Origin of the sequence: Enterobacter cloacae complex sp. SYL001 (genome assembly GCF_049237025.1) — a bacterium.
GTDB classification, from domain to species: Bacteria; Pseudomonadota; Gammaproteobacteria; order Enterobacterales; family Enterobacteriaceae; genus Enterobacter; species Enterobacter intestinihominis.
Genome location: NZ_JBMKJI010000029.1, coordinates 38,236 through 59,927 on the forward strand (window position 1 = coordinate 38,236; position 21,692 = coordinate 59,927).

Genomic DNA, 21,692 nt, shown 5'->3' on the forward strand with positions numbered 1-21,692 from the left:
AAAAGGAAAACCATTTTGAAACCGATGCTCAAAAAAGATTTTTTTTCAGCTATTGAAAACCTTCTCAAAGCTGGCTTTCAACCTCGCTTTTACACTGTTAACAGTGGCCGAATCGGTCTCATTACATTCACTGATAAAAATGGAACAAAACAGGTCGAACAGGTTTATTCCTGCACTTCTTTAGCCGCCAATACTTTTGGAAAGCGCTTCACCACTTGGTTAGAAGAAATTTTTCAAAAGCATAATGAAGAAAAAGTAGCTGATTCCGGGTTCGAGGTTGGTAGCCGTGTCTGGGATAAATTGATGTATACGTTGCGCACCATTTCAGAAATTCGTGCCGGGGGGGTGCTGGTGCTGGATAACGGTGCACAGCGTACACTGGATGAAGTGCAAAAAACGGCACCTGAAACAAACCAGGTGGAGCCAAAGGAAATCTCTTCACTTCAGGAGCTGCTGAACGCTTCCAAAAATCTGGAGCCGACTTCGCCTGAGCTAATTGCGGCTCTTAATGAGGCTCTGTCAACCGCCATAAAACGGTGAATGCAACGGCAGTCTGGCACATCAGGCCTTGTCAGAGATTAGGCCTGAAAAGCACTTACGTACCGATATAACACCTAATTCCCCTCTAAGGAGATTGCCCTAAATGGCGATGAATAAAAAAGAACAAGCCGCGTATGATGAGCTGGTGGCACAGGCCAGAATAAACCGCGCTTTACGCTGGTCTGACTATGGCGTTGAACGCGATATGCCCGTACCAGAGGTCTCGGGGGAATACCAAAACGGCTGGAGCTTCAACACCGCCACTGGCACTGTTTATCCGACATGGAGCGGAACTACGGTTCACGGCACACGGGAAGAGGGAGAGGTTGTCGATGCAACCTCCCGCCGCATGCGAGGCATGAATGGTAGCCAGAACGGCATACCACAATACAGCACCAAAGAACGCGCCCTGAAGGCATTACGCTGTTCGCTTGAAATCAAGTTTGCCATGCAGCTGGATGCCATAGATAAAGCTATCGCAAAAGAAATAGAGCTGTCCACCGCTCGCCGGGAGAGCGATACATCAGATGCCTAGCGGTAAACCATCAATTCAGGCCCGTGATCAGAGGGGCCTTAACGCCCTGAAAGAGGCGGTTCCAGCGACGGCACAACTACAGATGCGGGTTACCCCTGAACGTAAACTGCGTTACGTCAATCAGGCAAAGGCCGAAGGTCTGGGTCTAACAGACTGGGTCCAAAAGCATATGGATAACGTGTGTGATCTGGCAGGCCAGCCTGAAATAACCATGTACAAAGATGATGGAGAAACAAGTGGCCAAAAATAACAACAGTCTCAAACAGCATGTCTTCAATATGCTGTCGGCTGGCAGCGAACTTAAAGAAGTGAAGCGTTTTCTCACCAGCAAGCGAGTTAAAGCCCGCCTGGCAGTGTCAATGATCCACGAGCAGGCGATTGCTGTGCAGAACACTGAATACCAGAATTATCCGGCTTATAGCTAACTGGTAACAACAATTACAGAGAGATACTTAAAATGAGCGTAAACCCAGAATACACCAGGGTTCAGCATGTCCAGATTATTCGCGAGCGAGATGGGCAGAAGGAAGTTGTTCGAGTCTATGATGAAGATGGCGACGTGGTTCTGTGTTTACCTGCCTACATTCAGGATGAGGAAATAAATCTTATTCTGCGCCGGTTGAATGACGTATATTCAGTCGGATATCGTGTAGGTGATGCAGCCCGCCGCCGCGCCATCAAAAAAGCGCTGGGGGATGATGAGGAGTAAGGCCATTTTTACTGGCAAGATATCTGTATACCGGAGTCTTTAGAGTACGTTCTAATGGCTCCGGATTATTAATACTGTTTTACTCATGCAATAAAAAGCAAACCAAAATTCTTTCGCTAATTCATTTTTAAATGCTCAAATCATTAAATGTAAGGAGCGTTATTTATCAATAGGTATGGCGTTCTTAATGGCTATTAAGCTAGTTCTGCTTTCGCTTGCTTCTGGAAATTAGGGAAACCTAATTTTACCCTATCAAAAAGTAACTTTTCTGGTTTTGTTGCATTCACGTAAACAAAAAAGTCCCGCCGGGCAGAAAAGAAAAACATCAAAAATAGCTATTTTCCCGAAAAGATCACGAACACTGAAAAAGTATCATGGGGAACCTGATCAGGAGACAACCCATGAAAATCAAACTAGCCCTGCTTATTGCATTTGCAGGTTTCAGCGCAGGAGCTTCCGCTGAAATCGCAGAATTCAGCTTTAAAGATACCCTGAACGTTAAAAAGACCGTATCGCCTGCATCCGTATGGATTAATCCGGTAACGAGCTTTGACGTTGCCGTTATTTCCGGTCTGGACCGTTATATTACGCTCAGTCTGCTGAAAAGTGACGGGAGCCTCATCTGGAGCACGAAAAGCAGCCTGGTTACCGTTGATGACCGTACCACATCTTCGACAGGCTTTGATTATTACGGCAAGACTCTGACCGTACCAGCGATGGGAGAAGATAGCTTCACCCTCAGAGAGGTGATTACCGACTTGCAAGGGAAGGAGGTCTCCCGGCAGGATTACCCGCTTGCAATTGACCGAACGCCTCCGGCAACGGGTACCATAAGTTATACGAGAAATGGGTGGAACTTTGGCAGCGAAGCGATCTTCACTTCAGTACCAGCCGGTATGCAGTACGCCAGCGTCCAGGCACTGGTCTTTAATGGACTGAGTGATAAAGGTTCCGGGCTTGCTAATGCTGAATATTTCATAACCGATGCCGCTGGAGTGGAGCGTAAAAAGCCAGCGGAAATTAATACAGTGGAAGGTAGCGTAACCGTTCAAGTCGCCGACGCAAGCAGCAATGCCCTGGCACCGGAAAACCGCTCTGAATATAAAGTGGGGATCTACCTTTATGACAAAGCGGGAAACAGGAGCGAACTAAGCCGCCGAAGCGTAATTGATCGGGTTAAGCCTGACGATATCATCCAGGTGCAGGACGCCACTACCGGATCATGGGTCTCCTATCAGTCTGGCATGACCGTCTTCCAGAACCCTATTTCCGTACGGGTATTAAGGAAGAAAAGTGACTTTACTGCTGTTAACGGTTCCAAATATGGCTGGGCGGACTCGAATTTCCAGACGTCCGATAGCACTTATAATATCTATACTTTCAAATACATATATCCAAATGTGGGGGATACTTATCATGAATTTCAGACTCTGGCGGGAGGAGTAAGACGAATTCATCATAACTCCCTCAACTTCACTCCAGCCCCGGCGATGGAAATAGCCCCGAAGATAGTGGCTAAAGAGATGTACCGGAGTGATACCAGTGAGTGGTTAACTCAGGCCTCAATCAGCGTTAAAACCGCCACCATTAGCCGCATAAAGGTAACCGCAGAACCCCGACCATACGTGCAAAAGTTCAGAACGGTAAAAAATGCAGCCTGGTTCTGCACTATTCCTGTCGGACAAAGTTCATGCGAGATGACGGTTAACTTCAACTACACCAGTGACAAAGGATTTGAGTATCTGCATCTTTACTCGGGAAAAGATGGTGACAGCATATTCGATGCGCTTGCTGGTAATTTTACGGTTATCTGGGATAACAACCCACCGGTGGTTAATGTCGCTCAGGTAAACAAGGCCTCCAAGACAATCACTATGACGGCCACCGATAATGATCGCGTCAACGCCTGGAACATCAGCTACTGGGATACCAAAGTTTTCGAAGCCACCCTTAAAAATGCCCGGGGGGAAACTTTCACCCTGAAGCCTGTGACTGTCAGTGAAAGCGATTATAAAACCAAAAACGCCACTTTCTCATACGCTGGTCTACCGGACGGGGATTATACGGTTGTTAGCGTGTCTGCCACGGATCTTGTTGGAAACACAGGAACCAAAACGCTTAATGCACCGCTGAAAATTGACTCAACGCTTCCGGTTATTGCGTTCAGCTTTAATGGCGCAGACGCAGAAGGAAAACTGGTTAAAGGGCTTGAGAACCTACGCATAAGCGTTACTGATGCCTCTGGGGATGCTTCCCTGATATCGCTTCAGCTCGCTGGTGGACCTAACTCTGAAAAGGTCACCCTTGCATTCACGCCGCTATCCAAGGATGTCTTTATTCCTGAATACCCCAGAATCTTCCCCAATACTGACGAATCGGGACAGATGTATCATCTGGAGGCTCTGGCTATTGACGAATCAGGTAACCGGACCACTAAAACGCTTAATTTTACCTACCAGCCAGCTAACCTGATTATGCTGGATAATCTCAAGACGCTGGCCACAGCCGTAGCACTGAAAGCAACGGACAACACGCCGCTGGCCATCATCCGAACCAGTGTGTTGCGTCGTCAGGACGGTTCTATCATTACCGGACAGTTAAACGGAACCCTGACTGTTCAGAAAAACGCCCAGTTCGGCGTTACGGTTGCCGGAGTTACGGTCCAGCCTGGTGAAACTAAATCGCTGTCACTGGATCTTGGTAATGGTGAAGAGCGCACATATCCCGTTACTCCCGCTGTAAGTGGTCAATCTGGCACGGCCACATTTACTATAGAATTCCCTCAAACATAAACCCTACACAAGGGTACGGTAGTATGCCGTACCCTGTTACGCCATCCTCAATGTAAAATGTAGAGTTGAGCATGACTTAATTATTACTTTCTCATTAAGTGTCTCTTAAACTGCAAACGGGAAAGTAATATTCCCGAGACGGGAAGGACTCCTTCCTTTTGGTTATAATCTATGATGCTAAACTGTGTAATTACACCGGAACAATGTCCTCGTTTAAATCGCTGGCACCAGTACATGATTTATCCATGAATGCTTTTTGATGCAATTTTACTTCAGAATGCTCTTAATTTTTTAAACAAATTATATTTGAATCCTTCGTGTATAAATTTGCAGCCCCTCTCTCAATGTTTTTTTAAAATATTTACTCTCAGGTTATTAGCCAGTAGATTCATTCTGTCATGATTACTCCAGAACTAACCGGAGGAATCACATTATGACCAAATATTATGATCGCAGTGGAATTGAAATCTCCAGCGCAAAAATCCGCTGTGTTGATTCTGTAAAAGGTACTGCGGAATATACTTTTCGTATTGTTTGCGATAAATGCAATGGGCGGGGAGAGCGTAAGCATTTTTATAGAAGTCGCTGTATGGCTTGTAAAGCCACGGGTTACAGCCTCGAAACGACCCGTACTGCTTACACGCTGAATGCGCTGTACCGCATTAATGCGCAAGCTGCCCGCAAAGTGTCAGCATCCCTGCAAGACGAGCGTTTAAGGACTGAAAGCGCCCACAGTTCTGCGTTCACAGCATGGTGCAGGTCTCATCAAAAAATGGTTGATGCAATCACCCAACAATCCAGTAGTAATAATTTTCTGGAAAGCCTTAAGTCTTCTTTAACCCACCAGCGTCAGTTAAGTGATAAGCAGCTGGCAGTTGCCGCCCGCATTTTAGGTATTCATTAATTCAAAGCCCTTTTAATTTAATTTTAAGGTCAATTATTACGGAGGAACTATGATCCATTCATTTAAAGACAGACGGCTTGAAAAGTTCTTCCGTAATGGAAAAACAACGGCAGGTATTCCTTCTGAAATTATTAACGCGATTCTGTGTCGACTTGAAACGCTGGATAATGTCCAGAGTGAGCGGGAGTTATTATCCAACAGCTTGCGTTATGAACGCTTAAGAATGACGTCAAACCGTTATTCCTCCATTCGAGTAAACTCTAAGTATCGATTATTCTTTGAATGGAATGATGGCGCACATAATGTTCATTTGTCTGCACATGACTATAAATCGCTCATCCATTAAGGTTAAAAATGAAGCTATTTTCAATTTCATCCCGGGATACAAGCATGGACGCGATGTTTTATATCCAGGCCAGTACTAAACAACAGGCAAGTTACATATTTAGTACCCTTTCCCCGAAGCCTACTGCGAACTGCCAGCTTACAGATTTGCAGAATGAGACGGTCGTCCCTTCCATAAGCCCTATTTCGCTTTCACTTAACCCCTGGTCGATCAATTCCCAGTCCCGAACCCGGGAACTGCGTATGGCCACGCATGGTCTTAACCTGATCTGTGCAGTCACGGATGAGCATACCCGTCAGATAGTTGACTTTTGCGATAACCTTGGACAGCAGCTTAAGGATCCGGACGACAAAAGCGCCTGGGTTAAGCTCATTAATTCTGAATGCGCTTTGCTTAATTCTCCGCGTCTCTATCCCGTTCTGCTTGAGCCGGATACACCGGCACAATTTGAAATCTTTGTGCCAGCTCCGGAAGATGGAGAACACGACACGGTCATAGCCAGCGTTGTTAAAGAATGTTTCGGAGATGAATGCCGGTACAGAGTAACGGACAAAGCTTTTGCAATGTCGGAAAAGCCAGTCATCAGGCTGGAAGCTCATTTCAATGACAAACGCGAAAAGGTTTTAGAACTGACCTTTTCCTGTTTCAATCTTTCACTCTCAGCGTCCGTGCATGAAAACCAGCTACGTCAGATTTTGTTACTTTGCGAAGACTTTGGCGTAAGGCTTCAGGGTAGAGCAGGGGCATCCTGCCACGTTAATATGCGCAGTGCTTACCGTCGTCTTGCTCATGTTGGCACCGGCTCTCGCCCAGGTGATGACAGTGATGTGCGGGTCTATACCTCGTTAAAAGAAGAAAAAGATGTTAAGAGGCTGCTTGATAAGTCAACCAGGGGAAGTGAGCTTGTACCGGCGAGGCACGGGCAGCAGTTTAACGGGGTCTTAGTGAATGCCACACCCGCATCGGCCACTACTGGTTTCATTTACCTTTCGCATGATTTTCCGGAAGGCCAGTTTATGATGACAGCCGAGGTGTTGCATGTTGGAATTACACCAGGCGGTATTTACTACATTGAAACACTGGACGGTTACCGGTTTATCGTGACAGCGTTTGAGAAGGGATTAATGAACGGTTTGAGGGAGTTTATAGCTGCAAATGAGGAATATTTTAAGTATTACCGCTGGTCTTAGTATCTGAGCTGAAACCGGTAGGCCAGGGAAGGCAACCGGGAAAATGCAATTTAACCTGATCCTATACCTACGACTATCTTTATCCACTTATAATAGCCTCACCAAATTATAATGCCCGATCACCGCATTTGCTTAAACCTCACATATTCTTCTTATGCTTCCCCTGATAATCTACGACCGAAAGACAAAGGAAAGTGAATACGAAATAAGATTTATGAGCACATAAAAGTTACTTTTCCTTGGTGGCACATCACAAACATTGTGGGTTTCATAATCCTTTTTGTTATTTAAAAAGGATGTGTTCAATTCTAATTAAAGGTGGTATTTTTTTTGAAAGTTTGCTGGGAGGTTATTAGCTGGGGGGATGGGTAACAGTATAATAAGTACAGATGAAAAGGAGGTTTTATGAAAGCGTTAGACGTGGTTTCAACTCAACTCAACTTTATTAATCTGTTGGATCAGGCAGGATATGCTCTTTCAGAAATTATTGTAAAACGCTTCAGTGCTGCACCAGCCTTTAACGAAGGGCACTGGTTGTTCATTGCAGAGCAGGATAACCGCTACATTGAAGTGGTCTGTATTCTCTCTTTAGCTTCAGAAAGCGGAGAGCAGCATATTGATGTTTTTATTAATATGTTCGAAGACCCGATTGATGATGTTATTTCACGAAACATTGAAACCAAAACCTTTGCGACGCTTTATAAATACATTGAACGTATACCTTTTACTCCGGGTGTAAAGAAAGAATTCTTGAGCAGTATTGAGAACATCAATTTTAGTTAATCAAAAACCACAACTTTTTGCCACCAAGTTATTAGGTAATGCTATCAACCTGATATAATTACCTTAACATGAATATGAGCGGAGCCGGGTTATGTCTAATAATACTGAAGTCATTAGCTGTGATTTATTTTCAACTCTATCTTCACTTAATTTTAGCACCGAGGATATTACAGGTTTGACTCCGGCCAACTTTCGAAAGGGAGCTTTCTTACATGCAAAAATTTCTGCTAGCCAGGCCACGCGAGCGACTGATATTTCCATTCAATTACTCACGGATCGTGTTTCAGGTGAAATGAACTACGTAATAGTAATTGGCAGGCACGAAGGACTCCTGCAAAGCGAAGCAATTGACCCAAACGCTGATAAGCAATACCGGGAAAACCGTTATTCTCGCCATTTTATCTCAGTAACCGATGCCAATACCAAAGCCCTGAAAAAAACCTGCAAGGTAATGAAAACATATATCAAAGAGCAGGCATTTAAGCCTAACACCTGGGGGCACAGTTTCATTAAGGGTTGATTTATTCTTGCCCCGGTGAGCCGGGGCAACGCTAAATTAACCTCAAACTGTGCTGGAGGCACAAATGTCTGAAAAACACTTTATCGTTAAAATCCAGAACCGAAACGGCGACCATGAGAATAGCTATGTTCGGTTACTCGTCAGCGATTGTGAGAAAAATGCTTGCCAGACGGCACTCATTTCAGAGTGCCATGGCGAGCTTGAACAGCTGAGTTTTGAAGACGGTGGGGTTTACGACTACAACGGCGAAAATCACTACAGTGTCAGGAGCTGCGTGGAGGTTGCTCCAGAAGACGTTGCAACTTTGCAACGCTTCCTTTAACACCTGCGACATTTGATTAAATATCGGGCGTCCGCTACAGGATGCCCGTGATTTAAACGATTCCTCAAAGATCGCTGTCACTCCTGATAACTGTATTAAGAGCAGGTTTGTGATAGGTTCAGCGTAACAACATTACTGGAATTTTGGTTGCCTTGATGAAGAGCTGCTTTTCTGATTTACCCGTTAAAGACGGCACGTCCGGAACCTGGAAACTGGACACATTCGAAATTACCGCAGATAAGGCGATGAGCCTCGCCCTTCGTGCCGAGTATACAGGTAATACAGACGAGTTTATCCCGCCCGGTAGATATCGGCGTTTGTCCAACGGCTGGGATGTGGTGATGTCCAATACCCCGATGGAGATCAGAACCTGCCAGGATTTTTTAGAGCGAGCCACCGGGCGCGTGCTCATTAATGGTCTTGGTCTGGGGATGGTGCTTCACGCCATTCTTCAAAAAGAAGATGTAACCCATGTAACAGTAATTGAAAAAGAACAGGACGTTATTAACCTCGTTGCGGCCTCGTTTGCAAACGATCCTCGCGTTGAAATTATCCATGCTGATGCAATGATGTATTGCCCACCAGCAGGCGTCACGTACAACGCATGCTGGCACGACATATGGCCAGACTTCGCAACAGCTAACCTCTCACAGATGGATAAGCTGGAAATTAAGTACCGGGACATCTGTGAATGGCAGGGCTCGTGGGGCAGGGAGGAGTGTGAGCAAAAGCACATTGAGTTTCAAAATCTTGGGGCTGATTGAGTACAACTTTTGAAGGTGTCTCCGCTAAAGAAGACTGGGTCTCTTTGCGCATGCCCAGCTGTGCTGCATGACCTGACAAAGCCTATAAATAAACAGATCGGTTTGATTTAGTAATCCCCCTTCCAACCATCAGGCCGATATTTAAACTGCATCTCCATTAAGGATGGCTGATGAGCACGATTTCTACGGATTTAATTGCACGGATCTACGCAGCCTCCGAATTGCCGTTGAGCAACGACGAGCTTTATCGCGAAGTGCAGCGTGAAACTGGCATGTCGGATGCCGAATTGCACGAACTGAAAGAATTTGGGTCAGATAAAACCAGAACCAGCGGCGTCAAACACAAAGTACGCTGGTTTCAGCAGACTCTTCGGCAGGCCGGAGTCATCGAACGCGTTCCAGAAAAACGGGGCGTCTGGAGATACTCCTCTAAGACGAAAACAAACCTACACGAGTCATGGGAAAAGCTCTGTGTTGTCGGTTTCTCAACTTCTCTTGGGGCATCGGTTTTTGGAAACGCCTATGCCTTCTTCAGCAATATCACAGAGCAAATTCATCTTTGCCTGACCTCGCCGCCTTACCTCCTTCGAAATTCAAGAGACTACGGGCATGGCGGGGGGCGTGGCGAGCAGGTTTATATTGACTGGCTTCTGCGTATCCTCGAACCGATCGTGAAACAGCTTGTACCCGGCGCAAGTGTGGCATTGAATATCACTCAAGATAGCTTTAATAGGGGCAGGCCTTCACGTTCTCTGTATCTGGAGCGTCTGACACTGGCATTATGTGACAAGCTGGGGCTTGAGCTCATGGACAGGCTTCAGTGGGTGAATCGCAGTAAGCCCCCATCGCCAACGCACTGGGCATGTAAGCAACGAGTGCAGCTCTGCTCATCGTATGAGCCTGTGCTGTGGTTTACCAATGATGCGAGTAAGGTTCGTTCAAACAACTTACGTGTACTGCAACCGCATTCAGAGCAGCATCTTAAATTGCAGGCAGCAGGCGGTGAAAATCGCACGACCTTTTATGGTGATGGGGCGTACCAGCTTAAAAGCGGATCCTTTGGAAATAAAACAGAAGGAACGATCCCCAAAAATACTTTGTTTTACGGCAATAGCTGCGCTGATACGAGATTTTGCCATTCCATTGCCCGCGAGCTAGGTTTTCCGCTGCATGGTGCAACGTCTCCTACCAGGCTTGCAGCGTTTCTGATTGAGTTTTTGACAGAGCCGGGAGATCTTGTTGTAGATCCCTTCGCTGGCCTGCATAAAGTTCCCATCGCAGCCGAGCGACTTGGCAGACGTTGGCTGGCGACGGACAAAATCATGGAATGGCTGGCGATTTCCCGAAACCTTTTTACGGCCGCACCGGGATATAAGAGTAACCCCATGCTGGACGAGCTCGCCGAACTGTATCGGGCTTAATGCAAGTTAACGGTTTTGATAAAGTGGTTTGAAGCGACAAGCGGTTTATTCATTTTGCATTGTTTCTACCATAAAATGACAATATTAACGGCTTAGCATACGCCGCAGAGATAATTAGGGTGCCATTCATTTCCGGTTGTCTGTATTAACGAGTGTATTCAATATTCACTTGTTTCTCCGATATAGACCCAACAAAAAAAACTGATGGTTGTGATACAGAACTTGTTGAATTAACATCCGGTACATTAACTATATTGGTAATTTAGACGGTTTCTAAATTAAAGGTGGACAGATATGAAGTCAGATACAGAAATGGTTTCTCCTATCGAGTTGCACATTGGCGATCATGTCCAGCGGCATGGTGCTTTATTTGAGGTTATGCATATTGTTGAATCCGAATGCGATATTCCCGGCGGCATCCGGGTAGCAGCATGCATTTCACGGGTTATCGGTGACGTTACGGGCAATATTCCTCGTGGTTGGCTGGAAACACCGAAGCGTATGGCTGAGCGAGGAGTTAAGTGGGCGACGAGTCTGCCTGAGGGGCTTTACTTTAACATCCAGGGGAACGCACATGCGAAAGTAAGCCGGGTTATTCGTAATGTGACTAATTGAAACTTTTTTCTGAATTGCGGTGTAAAAGTTACTTTTCACCGCATCGTTTTCCCTAACTACTAAATCAGAGCTTCTCTGAAATAAGCGGATTTAACCGCTAGCGATTTATTCAGGCCATTTTATTCTAATCATTATCCTACACTTCAAAAATATTCATTATTTTTTCTTCTGACCTATTAGCCAGAATTCTCGATTCGGTATCATTTACTTACGGTAAATCTTTTGAAAACGAGGTAAATGGCATGCATTCTCAGGATCCTATCACGAAATTAACCCAGACGTTGCAACGCGACGATGGTTCTCAGGTTCGTATTGTAGCGCAGCGGGGATATGGAAGTGGGCTTACAGCCTCGCTTGATGTGTACGTTCTCCGTCGTGATTCCTCTGAAAGCAACTGGTCACTGTGCGGAAAAGATCCTCACCCAGAGTGGAGAAAGATGTCAGTAGATGAGTATCAGAAATTTGGACGCTCTGAAATGCTGCGTTATGCCACACCAGGTGAAATTCTCAGGGTGGCATCCGCTATTGGCCAGCCAATGAGCTTCCTCGATGGCAACCCTGCGTTTTAGCCCGAACCCTGGCGACGCCTTTTAAACCGGCGTCATTCTTTTTACGAGCAACAGACGGAGAAAAAATGAATCTGAACGAACGAAGCACGAGCGCAGCAACGCCAGATTTGAGCCGACTTTATCTCATTTCCGGGCGCATTATGTTTGATGATGATGATCAGGCCTACCTGGTCGAAGCCGACTCCCCTGGTGATGCAGAGGAGGCTTTCCGGCATCATATTGCTGACAGTGCCGACGACTTAGAAAAGGTGATTATAGTTTCCTCTACAAGTTTCGCTTCAGCTCACAGCAGTCGCGTAATTTGTCGGCCTGCCGTGAAGTAATTTCAACTTCCAATGATATTTCCCTCTTTATAAAAGCCGCCGTCTGGCGGTTTTTATTTGCAAAAAATGAATATTAATCCTGAATGATATTAATTTAAGATGAGGTAGTGTTCATATTCTTCTTCTTAATATTTTTTCTAAAAAAACGCCTTCAGGTTATTAGTTGGTATTAGTGTATTTGTTATGATCTTCTCATCAAATACATTAATTAAATAATCAAGGAGTCAACTGTGGCAGATAATTATACTCAGGCGTCGTTTATTATTCCCTGCACTCAGGAGCAGGCAAAAATGGCACAAGAAGCAATCACATTCGTTACCGAAGCAGAAATTGCAGAAGGTGAGCGTTTGCTTGATAAGCCACTGACAGATTGTTCTCTGACTGAGAAGCTGATCCTCAGTATTATCGAGAACCACCCTGAGTATGACCCTTCTGAGCCGAGCTTTGGGCAACCATCCTGCCCAGACTGCAATTATGAACTGTTGTTCGCAACAGAAGTTACCAGCAGTGGGCTGGCAGTTTTTCATGGAGAGACCATTGATCTTGACCATGCAATTTGCCTCACAACTGCCGTGCTGTCGGTATTCGACCTCTCGGAAATGGTAACAATTACTGCTGCATTTACATGCAGTAAAAGCCGGACAGATGAATTTGGGGGTATGACTATTCTGGTCACAAAGGATACCCACTATTACCAGGATGGCTGTCAGTTTTCTCGTCTCATGAATGAGGCTCACAAAGCCGGTATCCAGTATGCTCTGTGTAAAGTGACGCATTACCACGGTGAGAGCAGCTATGTGGCAAGCTATGTCCTGAGCTGCGACGTAGCGGATTCAGCCCAGGAGGTCGTTAACAAACGACTGAAGGCATGTGCCGGAAAAGAGCCAGAAGACGGAATCTATATTCTGTGTGAAGAAGACAACACTAGTCTTTCGGTCGAACTCGTTACAGAACTGTCTCCGCTCGATTACGACAAGCTGAGCAAGCTTCTCCCTTCCCTTGACACCCTTTGCGGCGCTTAAGCCTGCCAATTACCGTAGCCACCGGTTTCCCCGGTGGCCTGGAGCCTGCCATGACCAATAAATTCATAGTTTCTACCGTTGATTGTATCAATGAATTTGCAAGTGACGTTCCGCAGAGTGTTTCCTTACGGATAGATACAATGCTTGAACAGCGTATCCGCAAATTGGCGGCATACGTGAAAGAAAACGATCTTCATTTAACTGAGTTTTACTTCTATGAGGCTTTGTTGAATAAATCGAACTTTTGCTGAGTTGAAGGATCAGATCACGCATCTTCCCGACAACGCAGACCGTTCCGTGGCAAAGCAAAAGTTCAAAATCACCAACTGGCCCACCTACAATAAAGCCCTCATCAACCGTGGCTCCATAACTTTCTGGCTGGATGATGAAGCTATTCAGGCCTGGTATGAGTCGGCAACGCCTTCATCACGGGGAAGACCTCAGCGCTATTCTGATCTCGCCATCACCACCGTTCTGGTCATTAAACGCGTGTTCAGGTTGACCCTGCGGGCTGCACAGGGTTTTATTGATTCCATTTTTACACTGATGAATGTTCCGTTGCGCTGCCCGGATTACACCAGTGTCAGCAAGCGCGCAAAGTCGGTTAATGTCAGTTTCAAAACGTTCACCCGAGGTGAAATCGCGCATCTGGTGATTGATTCCACCGGGCTGAAGGTCTTTGGTGAAGGCGAATGGAAAGTCAAAAAACACGGCAAAGAACGCCGTCGTATATGGCGAAAGTTGCATCTGGCAGTTGACAGCAACACACATGAAATCATCTGTGCAGACCTGTCGCTGAACAATGTGACGGACTCAGAAGCCTTCCCGGGTCTTATCCGGCAGACTCACAGAAAAATCAGGGCAGCATCGGCAGACGGCGCTTACGACACCCGGCTCTGTCACGATGAACTGCGGCGTAAGAAAATCAGCGCGCTTATCCCGCCCCGAAAAGGTGCGGGTTACTGGCCCGGTGAATATGCAGACCGTAACCGTGCTGTTGCGAATCAGCGGCTGACCGGGAGTAATGCGCGGTGGAAATGGACAACAGATTACAATCGTCGCTCGATAGCGGAAACGGCGATGTACCGGGTAAAACAGCTGTTCGGGGGTTCACTGACGCTGCGTGACTACGATGGTCAGGTTGCGGAGGCTATGGCCCTGGTACGAGCGCTGAACAAAATGACGAAAGCAGGTATGCCTGAAAGCGTGCGTATTGCCTGAAAACACAACCCGCTACGGGGGAGACTTACCCGAAATCTGATTTATTCAACAAAGCCATGATATCGATAATGCCAACAATGAGTTACTCCGTAGTAATGCAAAATTACTGCATCGCAATGCAGTAGAAACTATGAAAGCAAACCAACGGCTGGTTATTGATATAAGCACCCTTAAAGAGGTGCAGGATACGCTTATCCAGACGGTTGGCGATGTTGTTAAAATCCAGAGAGAAGGGGCTATTAAGCTCAGGGAAACAGAAAAACAGGTTCTTGCCATGCGTGAGAATTTGCGCACCCGACTGACACAAAAAGGGGTAGATCATGGTGCGTAACCTTAAGAGTAGTGACGATTTTTCCCGTGAACTGTCATTTCTTTTTCACCGGTCTATAAAGATTAGAAATTCAGGTTTCGCGATATTTGGTGCGGGCCTGCTGATAATGATTTTTGGTCTTTGCTTGTGGTTGCTGTCATTACACCTCTCACCTTCAGTTCTGGACTTTGATATTGATGTGCCCTTGTCATTCTTCAATTCATCTGAAGGTGAAGATAAGTTAGTGGTTTCGGATTTTGGCGATGCATTTGGAGGCTTCCTAACTACATATTCTAAGTTGCTATTAGGGATTATGGGGCTATTAGTAGTTTCTTCAACTGCCTTTAAAATTTTAAAGGGGGAGGAAATAGGTGAGATATTCCCGATGCTTCTAATTGCTGGCGCTTTTCTTATCGGCTTGTCAGTTTTTACATCTGCTTTAGGTTCGGAAGAGACTGATGCCACTTCAGCTTCGACTGTAAAGGTTATCAAGAAATATGTAAAACATGAAAAATACGATAAACTTGTCGCATATTTAAATGATAGTAATTGGCCCTCAGGCGAAGAGGTATCTGTAAACTATTTAAAGGCGCAACTACATATAAAACTCGGCAAGCCAGATGTGAAGTTAACACAGAATGTTGTTAGGGCGTATATGTCTGGTGTATTACAGTCAAATATTCCCGTGAAAGTTCGTTATGCATTGGAAAAGACAGCTTTAGATAAATCCGTCTCACCACTTGCGATTCGTTATGAGCAAAAACGTATGTCTAAATCACATACCTTTTCAAAAGCGTCGGTTAATTGTCTTAAAGTAGGTAGTCCCGTCGCATTCGTTGGCGTTTTGTTCGCTCTTCTTGGTATAAAAATCAGGCGGCGAGTCAGATTCTTAGAATCAAATTGAATGAAAGCCCGGTACGCTGGGCTTTTTTATTCAGTAACTTTTATCAAATATGTAGTAATTTACCGGAATCTGCTTCTCCAGCTTGTTAGCTGAAAAGCTTACTCAAGTATAATAATCTACTTCTGATTATGTTTTTTATGGTTTTATTTTTACACAACTTATTAAGGATACATGATGTGTAACTTTACTCCTGTTCAAATTATTGCTGATTATATACTGAGGTTTCTTAAAAATAATACTGATGCCAAGCTTTATGAGGCAATGCAGCGTCTTGAAAAGAAAATTGGTCAGTTTGTCGCTGATGGGGTTGATGAACATCAATTACGCTCTTCATTAAGCAAAGTCTGTCGATCTCGTTCCAGGGCGGCTCTTAAAGAGGAGTGTGAACAACTCATTCCATAAAAAGAACATCATACGGGAAAGTTACTTTAACGGTGAATGGCTCGCTTCTGGCGGTTTAAGTTGACGGCCATTCCTACCATAGCCATCATAAAGTATGATTAGCATTCGAGTGTGGCACTACTAATTTTAATGGGCTACGCATTCAGTCTCCACCTCTCTAACTATAAAGGTTCTTTTCATGTCCAATAGCTTCGATAAGCCGCAAACGCTCCCGGTACATAATTCTGATGCCGAACCCTTTTTTCCGAAAAACCTTGGTCCATTTATCGAGCAGGTATCCGGAAGGGATCTGGCAATGCTCACAGAATCAGAGAAGGAAAAACTTGCGCACCTGATCAGAACTGGGCGTAAATATGGAGTTTCTGTCGCTATCGTTCCTGATACAGATTCTGCTGAGCTTCATGAATTACTGTCTAATGCCGATTCCATTGAAAGGCAGTTTTCCATCTATGAACGCATCCAGACGAAGATTGCGTTCACGCGGTGTCAGGAAGCATAAACAAAGTGAGAAATACAACTACGTGGTATGACGTAGAACATATTGAAATCACCACAGGCGAGCGAGGCGGCAGGATATGGGTGCTGAAGCTCTCCTGTGGCCATACAGTATTTCGCCGAATACCTCCTATACGTCTTCATAACCTCACAGCTTTTTCTCTGCGGGAGCCCCCAGAAAAATGTCGGTGCTCTCTTTGCAATTCAAGTCCATAATAAAGCCTTTTTAAAGGCCACAAACTGCATATCACAGGATAAATCATCCTCTACAGCGTTCATTCTTAAACGCAAAATTTATATTTCATTCATTCTATTTTAAAAGCGTTATAAAAGACGGAATCCTATTTAGTCTGTTTGATGCTTAAATCATCTTCAGTGCCTTTTATCTTTTACCCAGCGACTTTAACATTAACCTGAGCAGAAAACTTGTTTTCAAACTAAGTTCGAAAACTTTCTGCTCAGGTTATTAGCCGGGTAAGCCACTTTGTTATATTTGTTTCATGTTAACAGAGGAGGCGATATGCAAATTGAAAAGGTGATGTCATTACTTGAAGTGCTTTCAAGCTGGCTTGAAGATAACATCAATATGGATTCTGAAATTATCTTTGATAATGACGAAGATAATACCAACTCAGAAATTCTGTATCCTGCTGTAGAAAAGGCTAATGCCGTTTTGCGCAAAATGGCATCTTTATCTTCAGATTCTGTTCATGCAATTCGACAGCGCTTGCAGCTTGCCGTAGAAGGCAAAGCTGAATTGTCCCTCAAGGATGTGGGAGAGCTTCTGCTGGCAACAAAGTATCTGATGTTGTCCACTGAAGAGGGAGAGTAAGCCTGTGACCACTCTCGTATTTGAAATGGCAGATATCAATAAACTGATCGAAGAAATTCGCACCGCAAAAACGTTTTCGGTCACCCCAGATCAGATCTATGACCCGGCATGCTATCCGGGGGGAGCCCTCCTTAACGCTGAGGGACAGACTGAAGAAGAGGCGCGTAAAGCTGGTAGGGTTTTCTTTCCCTCATCCTCAAAAATTGCCAGCACACATCTGGTGCCAAAAGTGCTTCTCGCGCACAGTCATGGTGTATACCTGATCACTAATGCTGAGCTTGAGGGCTCTCCCGCATCCCGCGATACTGTGGCTTACGCCCAGGGGATGAATCCAAAACTGGATGAGGACTGGGATTACGCTTGTGATGCCGCTTTGGGTGGGTCTGATTGTAGCTATACCATTCCCGTTGAGTGGCTGGAGTTAGCGGTAGAGCAGGGTTTTCAGGAGTTTCGACTTCGAATGAGTGAAACCAATATCAAACTTGTCAGCAAATAGTATGTCCTTGCTGTTTCCAGTCAAACATTGTCCGCCAGTCGAGCTGCTGGCGGATTGTTTTATATAAGGCCGGGAAGGTATGTCAGGTTTAAGCAGTTCCGCCCAGAAGCTTACAAGGGCGCAGATTTACGTGTTAAGACGGATGGCATCCGGCACGATCTATGATATCTCTGGCAATTTCAGACGGGCCAGAGAACGGCGTACGTTTATGGGGAATCCTGATGATGTGACGTGCAGGAGCTCTCCGGTCCTGTTCCGGCTGGGCCTCGTGGAGTTATGCCAGCCAGTAAGGCATCTGGAGCCAGGTTTATACTATCGGCTCAAGTTGAGCTCCTCAGGGCATGAAGCTCTTAAGGCGAACGCACACCTCTAACATTTGAGATAGTTCGTTCGCAGCCAGGAAAGTAACTTTCATCTCAAGTGTGACCCTTACTACCTCATTTATGAGTAAAACCCCCCTCTGATATGTCGAAAATGCTCATTTATACGAAAATAGTTTCTCTTCAGGTGTGATGTAATTACTGAGAATTCTCCCTGAATGGAAGGCAACCGATGAAAATGTTTTTTACCCCTTATGTTCGTATCGTTTTCTATTTTTGCGCATTGATTTTTATTGTTTACAGTTTCAGTGATTTTTTCCAGGGCGTCCCTGACAGCACCTTCTTCAGTGCGGTCATCACGCTACTTGTTATCGGAACCATTGTTGCCCGGCATCTGGATCGCAAAAAATCTCTCAAATATACTTCACAGATTTAAGTTTCCACTCAGGCCACTCTCGGGTGGCTTTTATAATTTAATAAGGACCGGTTCATGCATAACCACGAAATTCAGACCATTGCTATATTTAGTGCCCAGTATAAAAACATCGAAGATGCTGAAAATGCAGGTGCTTTATATTCAGTAGATATTGAATATCCGATGACACTAAATGATTTATCGCGGCTTTGCGACTCTATTGCCGAAGCAGTAGGTGTGCCTGGCGGCGTCAAATACCAGTTCGTGTCCCAGCCGGAAGCGCATGAAACCAGCTTCTGATAACCAGTAACCAAACTGCCTAAAAGCAGGTGCAAAGCCATGAAACAAACAAAGTCTTCTATGTCACGTATTGTGCAGCTGTACGACGGGAGCCGATACGGAAACTGCGAGCAGGCTGATAACGAAGGAGAGCTTTTTACGGTGGTGTTGAATAAGCCTTCGCAGATCGATGACATCCGTAAAATCGTAGACACAACCGCCGAAGTACTTGGCAAAGCTTTGCCAGTACTCCTCTTTTAAAGCTTACATCCGTGAAGGATAATTACGGTCTTACTACTTTCAGTTTTTCATTCCAGTGCCGTCCATTTTAATTTATCGATTTTAAGCGGTCGGCGCTATTTCATTGTTTCTTTTCCGACTGTAATTCCTTATATATAGGAATATTTCAAAGAATTTATCTCAGGTTATTTGTGGCGTGGTGCCAGTTGTTATAATGATTCCACATAATCTGGAGAGTCAATCATGATCACATCTCTAATGAATTTCCGCGATTTAACCGGAGAGGCAGTCATCCAGGCGCGGCAATGCGTTATTAATGCTGAGATCGAAGCGGCCCGGGAAAAGGTAATTCATGCTCGTTCGTTATTCAAAGCGGGTATACATAATGTTGTAAACGGTAGTTCTGGCATTAAGGCTGCGGCAGCACATTTTCTGGTGATAAAACGTTTACAGACTGACACTCGGTATCTGGACGCGGTTATCACTGATAACCTTTGCATGTTTTCTCCTGAGGGTTATCTGTATCTGTTTATGCAACAACGTTATTTCCTATAAAACAATGGGTTAGGTAAGTATCTTTCCATTAAAAACATTAAAAAGGTGACTTGATGAAACCATTTGGACTTGCCGGAAAACCCCGGCCCGAACCTTGCGGCTGCTGCTGGTATACCCGTGAGGACTGCCCTTACGTCAGCGCAAAACAGATCTATCGCCGCAGGCAGCGCAAGGCAGAACGCCAGCGTCAGCGCAGCACCATTGTGATGGCCGTTTCTGAATTTCGCTGACCTCTTCTGGAAATATCATTTTTTCTCCAGAAGAATTTTAAAATAAAGGGAAATCTTTTCACGGGTATCTGATGTTTATTGTTTATGGTAAATTGCGCCACATTAATTGTTTGTGGCGCAGTTCGTGATGGCTTAAGGATATAATATGAAAATCAGCCAGCTGGAATCCGGGATGCAGGTTTGGTCTGTAACCCGTACCAAAATGGGAAATACCACCATTTCAACGGTCATTGTCCACCCCGTTGTCATTATTGAAATTCATGATAACCATGTGATTGCTCGCTGGAACGGCAATGCACCACGTCGGTTTGGAGAAACGGCTATCAGGGGCTGGAAGAAGGAGAAGCCACTGCTTGTCCGTGAGCCTTTCGGAAATGTTCGTCTGGCCACCCGGGCTGAAAAAACCGCTATGCAGGAAAAAGAGTAATACCCCCTTTTAGCACCCACAATTTCACCGTCCATCTGCCTTTAACCTTGCCTGTTATTAACGGAATCCTTTCTGACTGGGCGGATCCCACGCATAACCTGAACTGTTGGCTAACCGTCTTACAGCCAAATTCCCTCCTTTATCTGGCAGGAGTGCGTCCGTGAGCTCTGTATGATCTACGTGTTTGTTAAGTAGAGCACATAACAGGAGTGGGGTATGACTGAATTAAATAAAAGCCCGTCCGGTTTTTCCGGAGCTGATGTCAGTAAAGAACAGGCTGCCATAAGGGCACTTGTAGAAAGAGTAGTGACCAACTATCGCAGCCGGACAGCACCTGATCGGGTTCAAAAGGCTTCGGTAGCGTTTAATGGGGGATTAATCCTGACCCTGATGCTGGCCTTGACGCTATTGGGCTACCTTGTGGCGGAATTGCTCAGGGGGTATGTTGCGGATAGTTCACCCTATGTGCCCGGTCTAAGTTATTCGCAATTTTCGATGCTTATGGTCGTTGAGCTGTGTCTATGCTTTCTTGCATGGTTTTTGGTTGTCACAGGGGACTATCCCCGGCCGTGGATATTTCAGGTAGTCCCGATGGAGCAGTACTGGTTCTTTGACGAAGTGGATGACGACGATCTTGCCCGGCTTTCCTGTAACCCTTACATCAAGCGCTGGCTACTTGATGAAATGTCCGGTATTCATCGACTGACCTACACGAGGCTGCATGATCGACTGGAGCGCATCTGTAATATTGCATCCCATCTCGAATACAGCCGTATTCAGGCACATAAGATTTCCCTAATCAACGGAAGCAGTGCCTCCTGATCCTACCATTGCATCCGGAAATTAAACGGGCAGGAACTGCACTGTATGTTCCGACCCAGCAGCTGCCCGTTACCCTTTTCTTTAGTATAAAATGACTTTCGCCGACAACCGGAAGTGAATCATGTCAAATAAATGAAAAATCAGTAATTTATGTAGGCGGGGTGTTTGGCTGATCAGGGCAGGGTGGTATAATAACGCTGGTGCTGGAGGCTTTTGCCCCAGCCAGCGGTAACACTGTTTGACTGTGGTAAAAGCAGAAAGCCCCGAGTAATTTTTCAATTAACCTGTACTGCACCCATTTTGTTGGACGATGAAATGGAATAGTCCCTGATATGTCAAAGCCAAAATACCCCTTCGAAAAGCGCCTTGAAGTCGTGAATCACTACTTC

Annotated in this window: 32 protein-coding genes; all 32 read left to right on the forward strand. The window is 45.4% G+C overall.

The features are described from left to right. The first annotated feature begins 24 nt into the window (after positions 1 to 24). The 32 genes from ACOTZP_RS20420 (at position 25) to ACOTZP_RS20575 (ending at position 21,303) form a co-directional block, all read left to right on the forward strand. Positions 25 to 540 carry a hypothetical protein gene (locus ACOTZP_RS20420; protein ID WP_012695482.1) on the forward strand — a complete coding sequence of 172 codons (516 nt, stop codon included), beginning with the start codon at positions 25 to 27 and terminating at the stop codon, positions 538 to 540. A 103-nt stretch (positions 541 to 643) separates the two neighbouring features. Continuing rightward, positions 644 to 1,075: a hypothetical protein gene (locus ACOTZP_RS20425; RefSeq protein WP_001251242.1), complete on the forward strand. Its 432-nt coding sequence runs from the start codon at positions 644 to 646 to the stop codon at positions 1,073 to 1,075. 236 nt (positions 1,076 to 1,311) lie between these two features. Then, positions 1,312 to 1,500 (forward strand): hypothetical protein, encoded by a 189-nt coding sequence (locus ACOTZP_RS20430; RefSeq protein ID WP_001107529.1) that lies wholly within the window; start codon positions 1,312 to 1,314, stop codon positions 1,498 to 1,500. 32 nt (positions 1,501 to 1,532) lie between these two features. Next, positions 1,533 to 1,784, forward strand: coding sequence for a hypothetical protein (locus ACOTZP_RS20435; protein WP_000115760.1), 252 nt, complete (start codon positions 1,533 to 1,535; stop codon positions 1,782 to 1,784). 401 nt (positions 1,785 to 2,185) lie between these two features. Then, complete coding sequence (locus ACOTZP_RS20440; protein ID WP_000694552.1) at positions 2,186 to 4,576, forward strand: Ig-like domain-containing protein; 2,391 nt, start codon at positions 2,186 to 2,188, stop codon at positions 4,574 to 4,576. 433 nt (positions 4,577 to 5,009) lie between these two features. Continuing rightward, entirely contained in the window at positions 5,010 to 5,480 is a 471-nt protein-coding gene (locus ACOTZP_RS20445) for a hypothetical protein (RefSeq protein ID WP_000170639.1), read from the forward strand. Between the two features lie 49 nt (positions 5,481 to 5,529). Continuing rightward, complete coding sequence (locus tag ACOTZP_RS20450; RefSeq protein ID WP_000581857.1) at positions 5,530 to 5,826, forward strand: type II toxin-antitoxin system RelE/ParE family toxin; 297 nt, start codon at positions 5,530 to 5,532, stop codon at positions 5,824 to 5,826. Between the two features lie 44 nt (positions 5,827 to 5,870). After that, positions 5,871 to 7,016: a hypothetical protein gene (locus ACOTZP_RS20455; RefSeq protein WP_000339750.1), complete on the forward strand. Its 1,146-nt coding sequence runs from the start codon at positions 5,871 to 5,873 to the stop codon at positions 7,014 to 7,016. A 405-nt stretch (positions 7,017 to 7,421) separates the two neighbouring features. After that, a complete protein-coding gene (locus ACOTZP_RS20460) occupies positions 7,422 to 7,799 on the forward strand; it encodes a hypothetical protein (RefSeq protein ID WP_044704553.1) in 378 nt (125 codons plus the stop codon). A gap of 91 nt (positions 7,800 to 7,890) precedes the next feature. Next, the gene (locus tag ACOTZP_RS20465) at positions 7,891 to 8,319 is read left to right on the forward strand and encodes a hypothetical protein (RefSeq protein WP_000069824.1); all 429 of its coding nucleotides are present in this window, start codon (positions 7,891 to 7,893) and stop codon (positions 8,317 to 8,319) included. Positions 8,320 to 8,383: 64 nt separating this feature from the next. Continuing rightward, entirely contained in the window at positions 8,384 to 8,641 is a 258-nt protein-coding gene (locus ACOTZP_RS20470; RefSeq protein ID WP_001290639.1) for a hypothetical protein, read from the forward strand. Between the two features lie 155 nt (positions 8,642 to 8,796). After that, a complete protein-coding gene (locus ACOTZP_RS20475; RefSeq protein WP_000833775.1) occupies positions 8,797 to 9,405 on the forward strand; it encodes a hypothetical protein in 609 nt (202 codons plus the stop codon). A 170-nt stretch (positions 9,406 to 9,575) separates the two neighbouring features. Beyond that, positions 9,576 to 10,826, forward strand: coding sequence for a site-specific DNA-methyltransferase (locus ACOTZP_RS20480; protein ID WP_000104393.1), 1,251 nt, complete (start codon positions 9,576 to 9,578; stop codon positions 10,824 to 10,826). Positions 10,827 to 11,120: 294 nt separating this feature from the next. After that, on the forward strand, positions 11,121 to 11,441 hold the full coding sequence (locus tag ACOTZP_RS20485) for a hypothetical protein (protein WP_000834113.1): 321 nt from the start codon (positions 11,121 to 11,123) through the stop codon (positions 11,439 to 11,441). A gap of 242 nt (positions 11,442 to 11,683) precedes the next feature. Beyond that, positions 11,684 to 12,010, forward strand: a complete 327-nt coding sequence (locus ACOTZP_RS20490) for a hypothetical protein (RefSeq protein WP_000556022.1) — start codon at positions 11,684 to 11,686, stop codon at positions 12,008 to 12,010. Positions 12,011 to 12,075: 65 nt separating this feature from the next. Beyond that, positions 12,076 to 12,333 carry a hypothetical protein gene (locus tag ACOTZP_RS20495; RefSeq protein ID WP_001052325.1) on the forward strand — a complete coding sequence of 86 codons (258 nt, stop codon included), beginning with the start codon at positions 12,076 to 12,078 and terminating at the stop codon, positions 12,331 to 12,333. Positions 12,334 to 12,563: 230 nt separating this feature from the next. After that, positions 12,564 to 13,355, forward strand: coding sequence for a hypothetical protein (locus ACOTZP_RS20500; protein ID WP_000774871.1), 792 nt, complete (start codon positions 12,564 to 12,566; stop codon positions 13,353 to 13,355). Positions 13,356 to 13,405: 50 nt separating this feature from the next. Continuing rightward, the gene (locus tag ACOTZP_RS20505; protein ID WP_022646497.1) at positions 13,406 to 13,606 is read left to right on the forward strand and encodes a hypothetical protein; all 201 of its coding nucleotides are present in this window, start codon (positions 13,406 to 13,408) and stop codon (positions 13,604 to 13,606) included. 1 nt (position 13,607) lies between these two features. Further along, positions 13,608 to 14,576: an IS5 family transposase gene (locus tag ACOTZP_RS20510; protein WP_016151349.1), complete on the forward strand. Its 969-nt coding sequence runs from the start codon at positions 13,608 to 13,610 to the stop codon at positions 14,574 to 14,576. 43 nt (positions 14,577 to 14,619) lie between these two features. Then, entirely contained in the window at positions 14,620 to 14,907 is a 288-nt protein-coding gene (locus ACOTZP_RS20515; protein ID WP_421633775.1) for a toxic anion resistance protein, read from the forward strand. Continuing rightward, on the forward strand, positions 14,897 to 15,790 hold the full coding sequence (locus tag ACOTZP_RS20520) for a hypothetical protein (RefSeq protein WP_000252081.1): 894 nt from the start codon (positions 14,897 to 14,899) through the stop codon (positions 15,788 to 15,790). The genes ACOTZP_RS20515 and ACOTZP_RS20520 overlap by 11 nt, the downstream gene beginning before the upstream one ends. 174 nt (positions 15,791 to 15,964) lie before the next feature. After that, positions 15,965 to 16,192 (forward strand): hypothetical protein, encoded by a 228-nt coding sequence (locus ACOTZP_RS20525; RefSeq protein WP_000336109.1) that lies wholly within the window; start codon positions 15,965 to 15,967, stop codon positions 16,190 to 16,192. A gap of 178 nt (positions 16,193 to 16,370) precedes the next feature. Continuing rightward, entirely contained in the window at positions 16,371 to 16,691 is a 321-nt protein-coding gene (locus ACOTZP_RS20530) for a hypothetical protein (protein WP_000071366.1), read from the forward strand. Between the two features lie 516 nt (positions 16,692 to 17,207). After that, a complete protein-coding gene (locus ACOTZP_RS20535; protein WP_001165367.1) occupies positions 17,208 to 17,519 on the forward strand; it encodes a DUF957 domain-containing protein in 312 nt (103 codons plus the stop codon). A gap of 4 nt (positions 17,520 to 17,523) precedes the next feature. Then, entirely contained in the window at positions 17,524 to 18,015 is a 492-nt protein-coding gene (locus ACOTZP_RS20540; RefSeq protein ID WP_001371932.1) for a DUF3085 domain-containing protein, read from the forward strand. A 552-nt stretch (positions 18,016 to 18,567) separates the two neighbouring features. Beyond that, the gene (locus tag ACOTZP_RS20545; RefSeq protein ID WP_000781547.1) at positions 18,568 to 18,771 is read left to right on the forward strand and encodes a hypothetical protein; all 204 of its coding nucleotides are present in this window, start codon (positions 18,568 to 18,570) and stop codon (positions 18,769 to 18,771) included. A 54-nt stretch (positions 18,772 to 18,825) separates the two neighbouring features. Beyond that, positions 18,826 to 19,050, forward strand: a complete 225-nt coding sequence (locus tag ACOTZP_RS20550; protein ID WP_000551490.1) for a hypothetical protein — start codon at positions 18,826 to 18,828, stop codon at positions 19,048 to 19,050. A gap of 39 nt (positions 19,051 to 19,089) precedes the next feature. After that, a complete protein-coding gene (locus ACOTZP_RS20555) occupies positions 19,090 to 19,290 on the forward strand; it encodes a hypothetical protein (protein ID WP_000814953.1) in 201 nt (66 codons plus the stop codon). Between the two features lie 222 nt (positions 19,291 to 19,512). Then, positions 19,513 to 19,824, forward strand: a complete 312-nt coding sequence (locus tag ACOTZP_RS20560) for a hypothetical protein (RefSeq protein ID WP_000633161.1) — start codon at positions 19,513 to 19,515, stop codon at positions 19,822 to 19,824. A 53-nt stretch (positions 19,825 to 19,877) separates the two neighbouring features. Further along, the gene (locus tag ACOTZP_RS20565; protein ID WP_000802040.1) at positions 19,878 to 20,054 is read left to right on the forward strand and encodes a hypothetical protein; all 177 of its coding nucleotides are present in this window, start codon (positions 19,878 to 19,880) and stop codon (positions 20,052 to 20,054) included. A 145-nt stretch (positions 20,055 to 20,199) separates the two neighbouring features. Then, positions 20,200 to 20,481 (forward strand): hypothetical protein, encoded by a 282-nt coding sequence (locus ACOTZP_RS20570; protein ID WP_000703842.1) that lies wholly within the window; start codon positions 20,200 to 20,202, stop codon positions 20,479 to 20,481. A 216-nt stretch (positions 20,482 to 20,697) separates the two neighbouring features. Continuing rightward, on the forward strand, positions 20,698 to 21,303 hold the full coding sequence (locus tag ACOTZP_RS20575; protein ID WP_000137794.1) for a hypothetical protein: 606 nt from the start codon (positions 20,698 to 20,700) through the stop codon (positions 21,301 to 21,303). Positions 21,304 to 21,692: the final 389 nt, after the last annotated feature.

Coding starts and splice junctions, on each gene's coding strand:
- ACOTZP_RS20420 (WP_012695482.1), top strand. CDS start 25: ATGCTCAAAAAAGATTTTTTTTCAGCTATTGAAAACCTTCTCAAAGCT.
- ACOTZP_RS20425 (WP_001251242.1), top strand. CDS start 644: ATGGCGATGAATAAAAAAGAACAAGCCGCGTATGATGAGCTGGTGGCA.
- ACOTZP_RS20435 (WP_000115760.1), top strand. CDS start 1,533: ATGAGCGTAAACCCAGAATACACCAGGGTTCAGCATGTCCAGATTATT.
- ACOTZP_RS20440 (WP_000694552.1), top strand. CDS start 2,186: ATGAAAATCAAACTAGCCCTGCTTATTGCATTTGCAGGTTTCAGCGCA.
- ACOTZP_RS20445 (WP_000170639.1), top strand. CDS start 5,010: ATGACCAAATATTATGATCGCAGTGGAATTGAAATCTCCAGCGCAAAA.
- ACOTZP_RS20450 (WP_000581857.1), top strand. CDS start 5,530: ATGATCCATTCATTTAAAGACAGACGGCTTGAAAAGTTCTTCCGTAAT.
- ACOTZP_RS20455 (WP_000339750.1), top strand. CDS start 5,871: ATGGACGCGATGTTTTATATCCAGGCCAGTACTAAACAACAGGCAAGT.
- ACOTZP_RS20460 (WP_044704553.1), top strand. CDS start 7,422: ATGAAAGCGTTAGACGTGGTTTCAACTCAACTCAACTTTATTAATCTG.
- ACOTZP_RS20465 (WP_000069824.1), top strand. CDS start 7,891: ATGTCTAATAATACTGAAGTCATTAGCTGTGATTTATTTTCAACTCTA.
- ACOTZP_RS20470 (WP_001290639.1), top strand. CDS start 8,384: ATGTCTGAAAAACACTTTATCGTTAAAATCCAGAACCGAAACGGCGAC.
- ACOTZP_RS20475 (WP_000833775.1), top strand. CDS start 8,797: ATGAAGAGCTGCTTTTCTGATTTACCCGTTAAAGACGGCACGTCCGGA.
- ACOTZP_RS20480 (WP_000104393.1), top strand. CDS start 9,576: ATGAGCACGATTTCTACGGATTTAATTGCACGGATCTACGCAGCCTCC.
- ACOTZP_RS20485 (WP_000834113.1), top strand. CDS start 11,121: ATGAAGTCAGATACAGAAATGGTTTCTCCTATCGAGTTGCACATTGGC.
- ACOTZP_RS20490 (WP_000556022.1), top strand. CDS start 11,684: ATGCATTCTCAGGATCCTATCACGAAATTAACCCAGACGTTGCAACGC.
- ACOTZP_RS20495 (WP_001052325.1), top strand. CDS start 12,076: ATGAATCTGAACGAACGAAGCACGAGCGCAGCAACGCCAGATTTGAGC.
- ACOTZP_RS20505 (WP_022646497.1), top strand. CDS start 13,406: ATGACCAATAAATTCATAGTTTCTACCGTTGATTGTATCAATGAATTT.
- ACOTZP_RS20520 (WP_000252081.1), top strand. CDS start 14,897: ATGGTGCGTAACCTTAAGAGTAGTGACGATTTTTCCCGTGAACTGTCA.
- ACOTZP_RS20525 (WP_000336109.1), top strand. CDS start 15,965: ATGTGTAACTTTACTCCTGTTCAAATTATTGCTGATTATATACTGAGG.
- ACOTZP_RS20530 (WP_000071366.1), top strand. CDS start 16,371: ATGTCCAATAGCTTCGATAAGCCGCAAACGCTCCCGGTACATAATTCT.
- ACOTZP_RS20535 (WP_001165367.1), top strand. CDS start 17,208: ATGCAAATTGAAAAGGTGATGTCATTACTTGAAGTGCTTTCAAGCTGG.
- ACOTZP_RS20545 (WP_000781547.1), top strand. CDS start 18,568: ATGAAAATGTTTTTTACCCCTTATGTTCGTATCGTTTTCTATTTTTGC.
- ACOTZP_RS20550 (WP_000551490.1), top strand. CDS start 18,826: ATGCATAACCACGAAATTCAGACCATTGCTATATTTAGTGCCCAGTAT.
- ACOTZP_RS20555 (WP_000814953.1), top strand. CDS start 19,090: ATGAAACAAACAAAGTCTTCTATGTCACGTATTGTGCAGCTGTACGAC.
- ACOTZP_RS20560 (WP_000633161.1), top strand. CDS start 19,513: ATGATCACATCTCTAATGAATTTCCGCGATTTAACCGGAGAGGCAGTC.
- ACOTZP_RS20565 (WP_000802040.1), top strand. CDS start 19,878: ATGAAACCATTTGGACTTGCCGGAAAACCCCGGCCCGAACCTTGCGGC.
- ACOTZP_RS20570 (WP_000703842.1), top strand. CDS start 20,200: ATGAAAATCAGCCAGCTGGAATCCGGGATGCAGGTTTGGTCTGTAACC.
- ACOTZP_RS20575 (WP_000137794.1), top strand. CDS start 20,698: ATGACTGAATTAAATAAAAGCCCGTCCGGTTTTTCCGGAGCTGATGTC.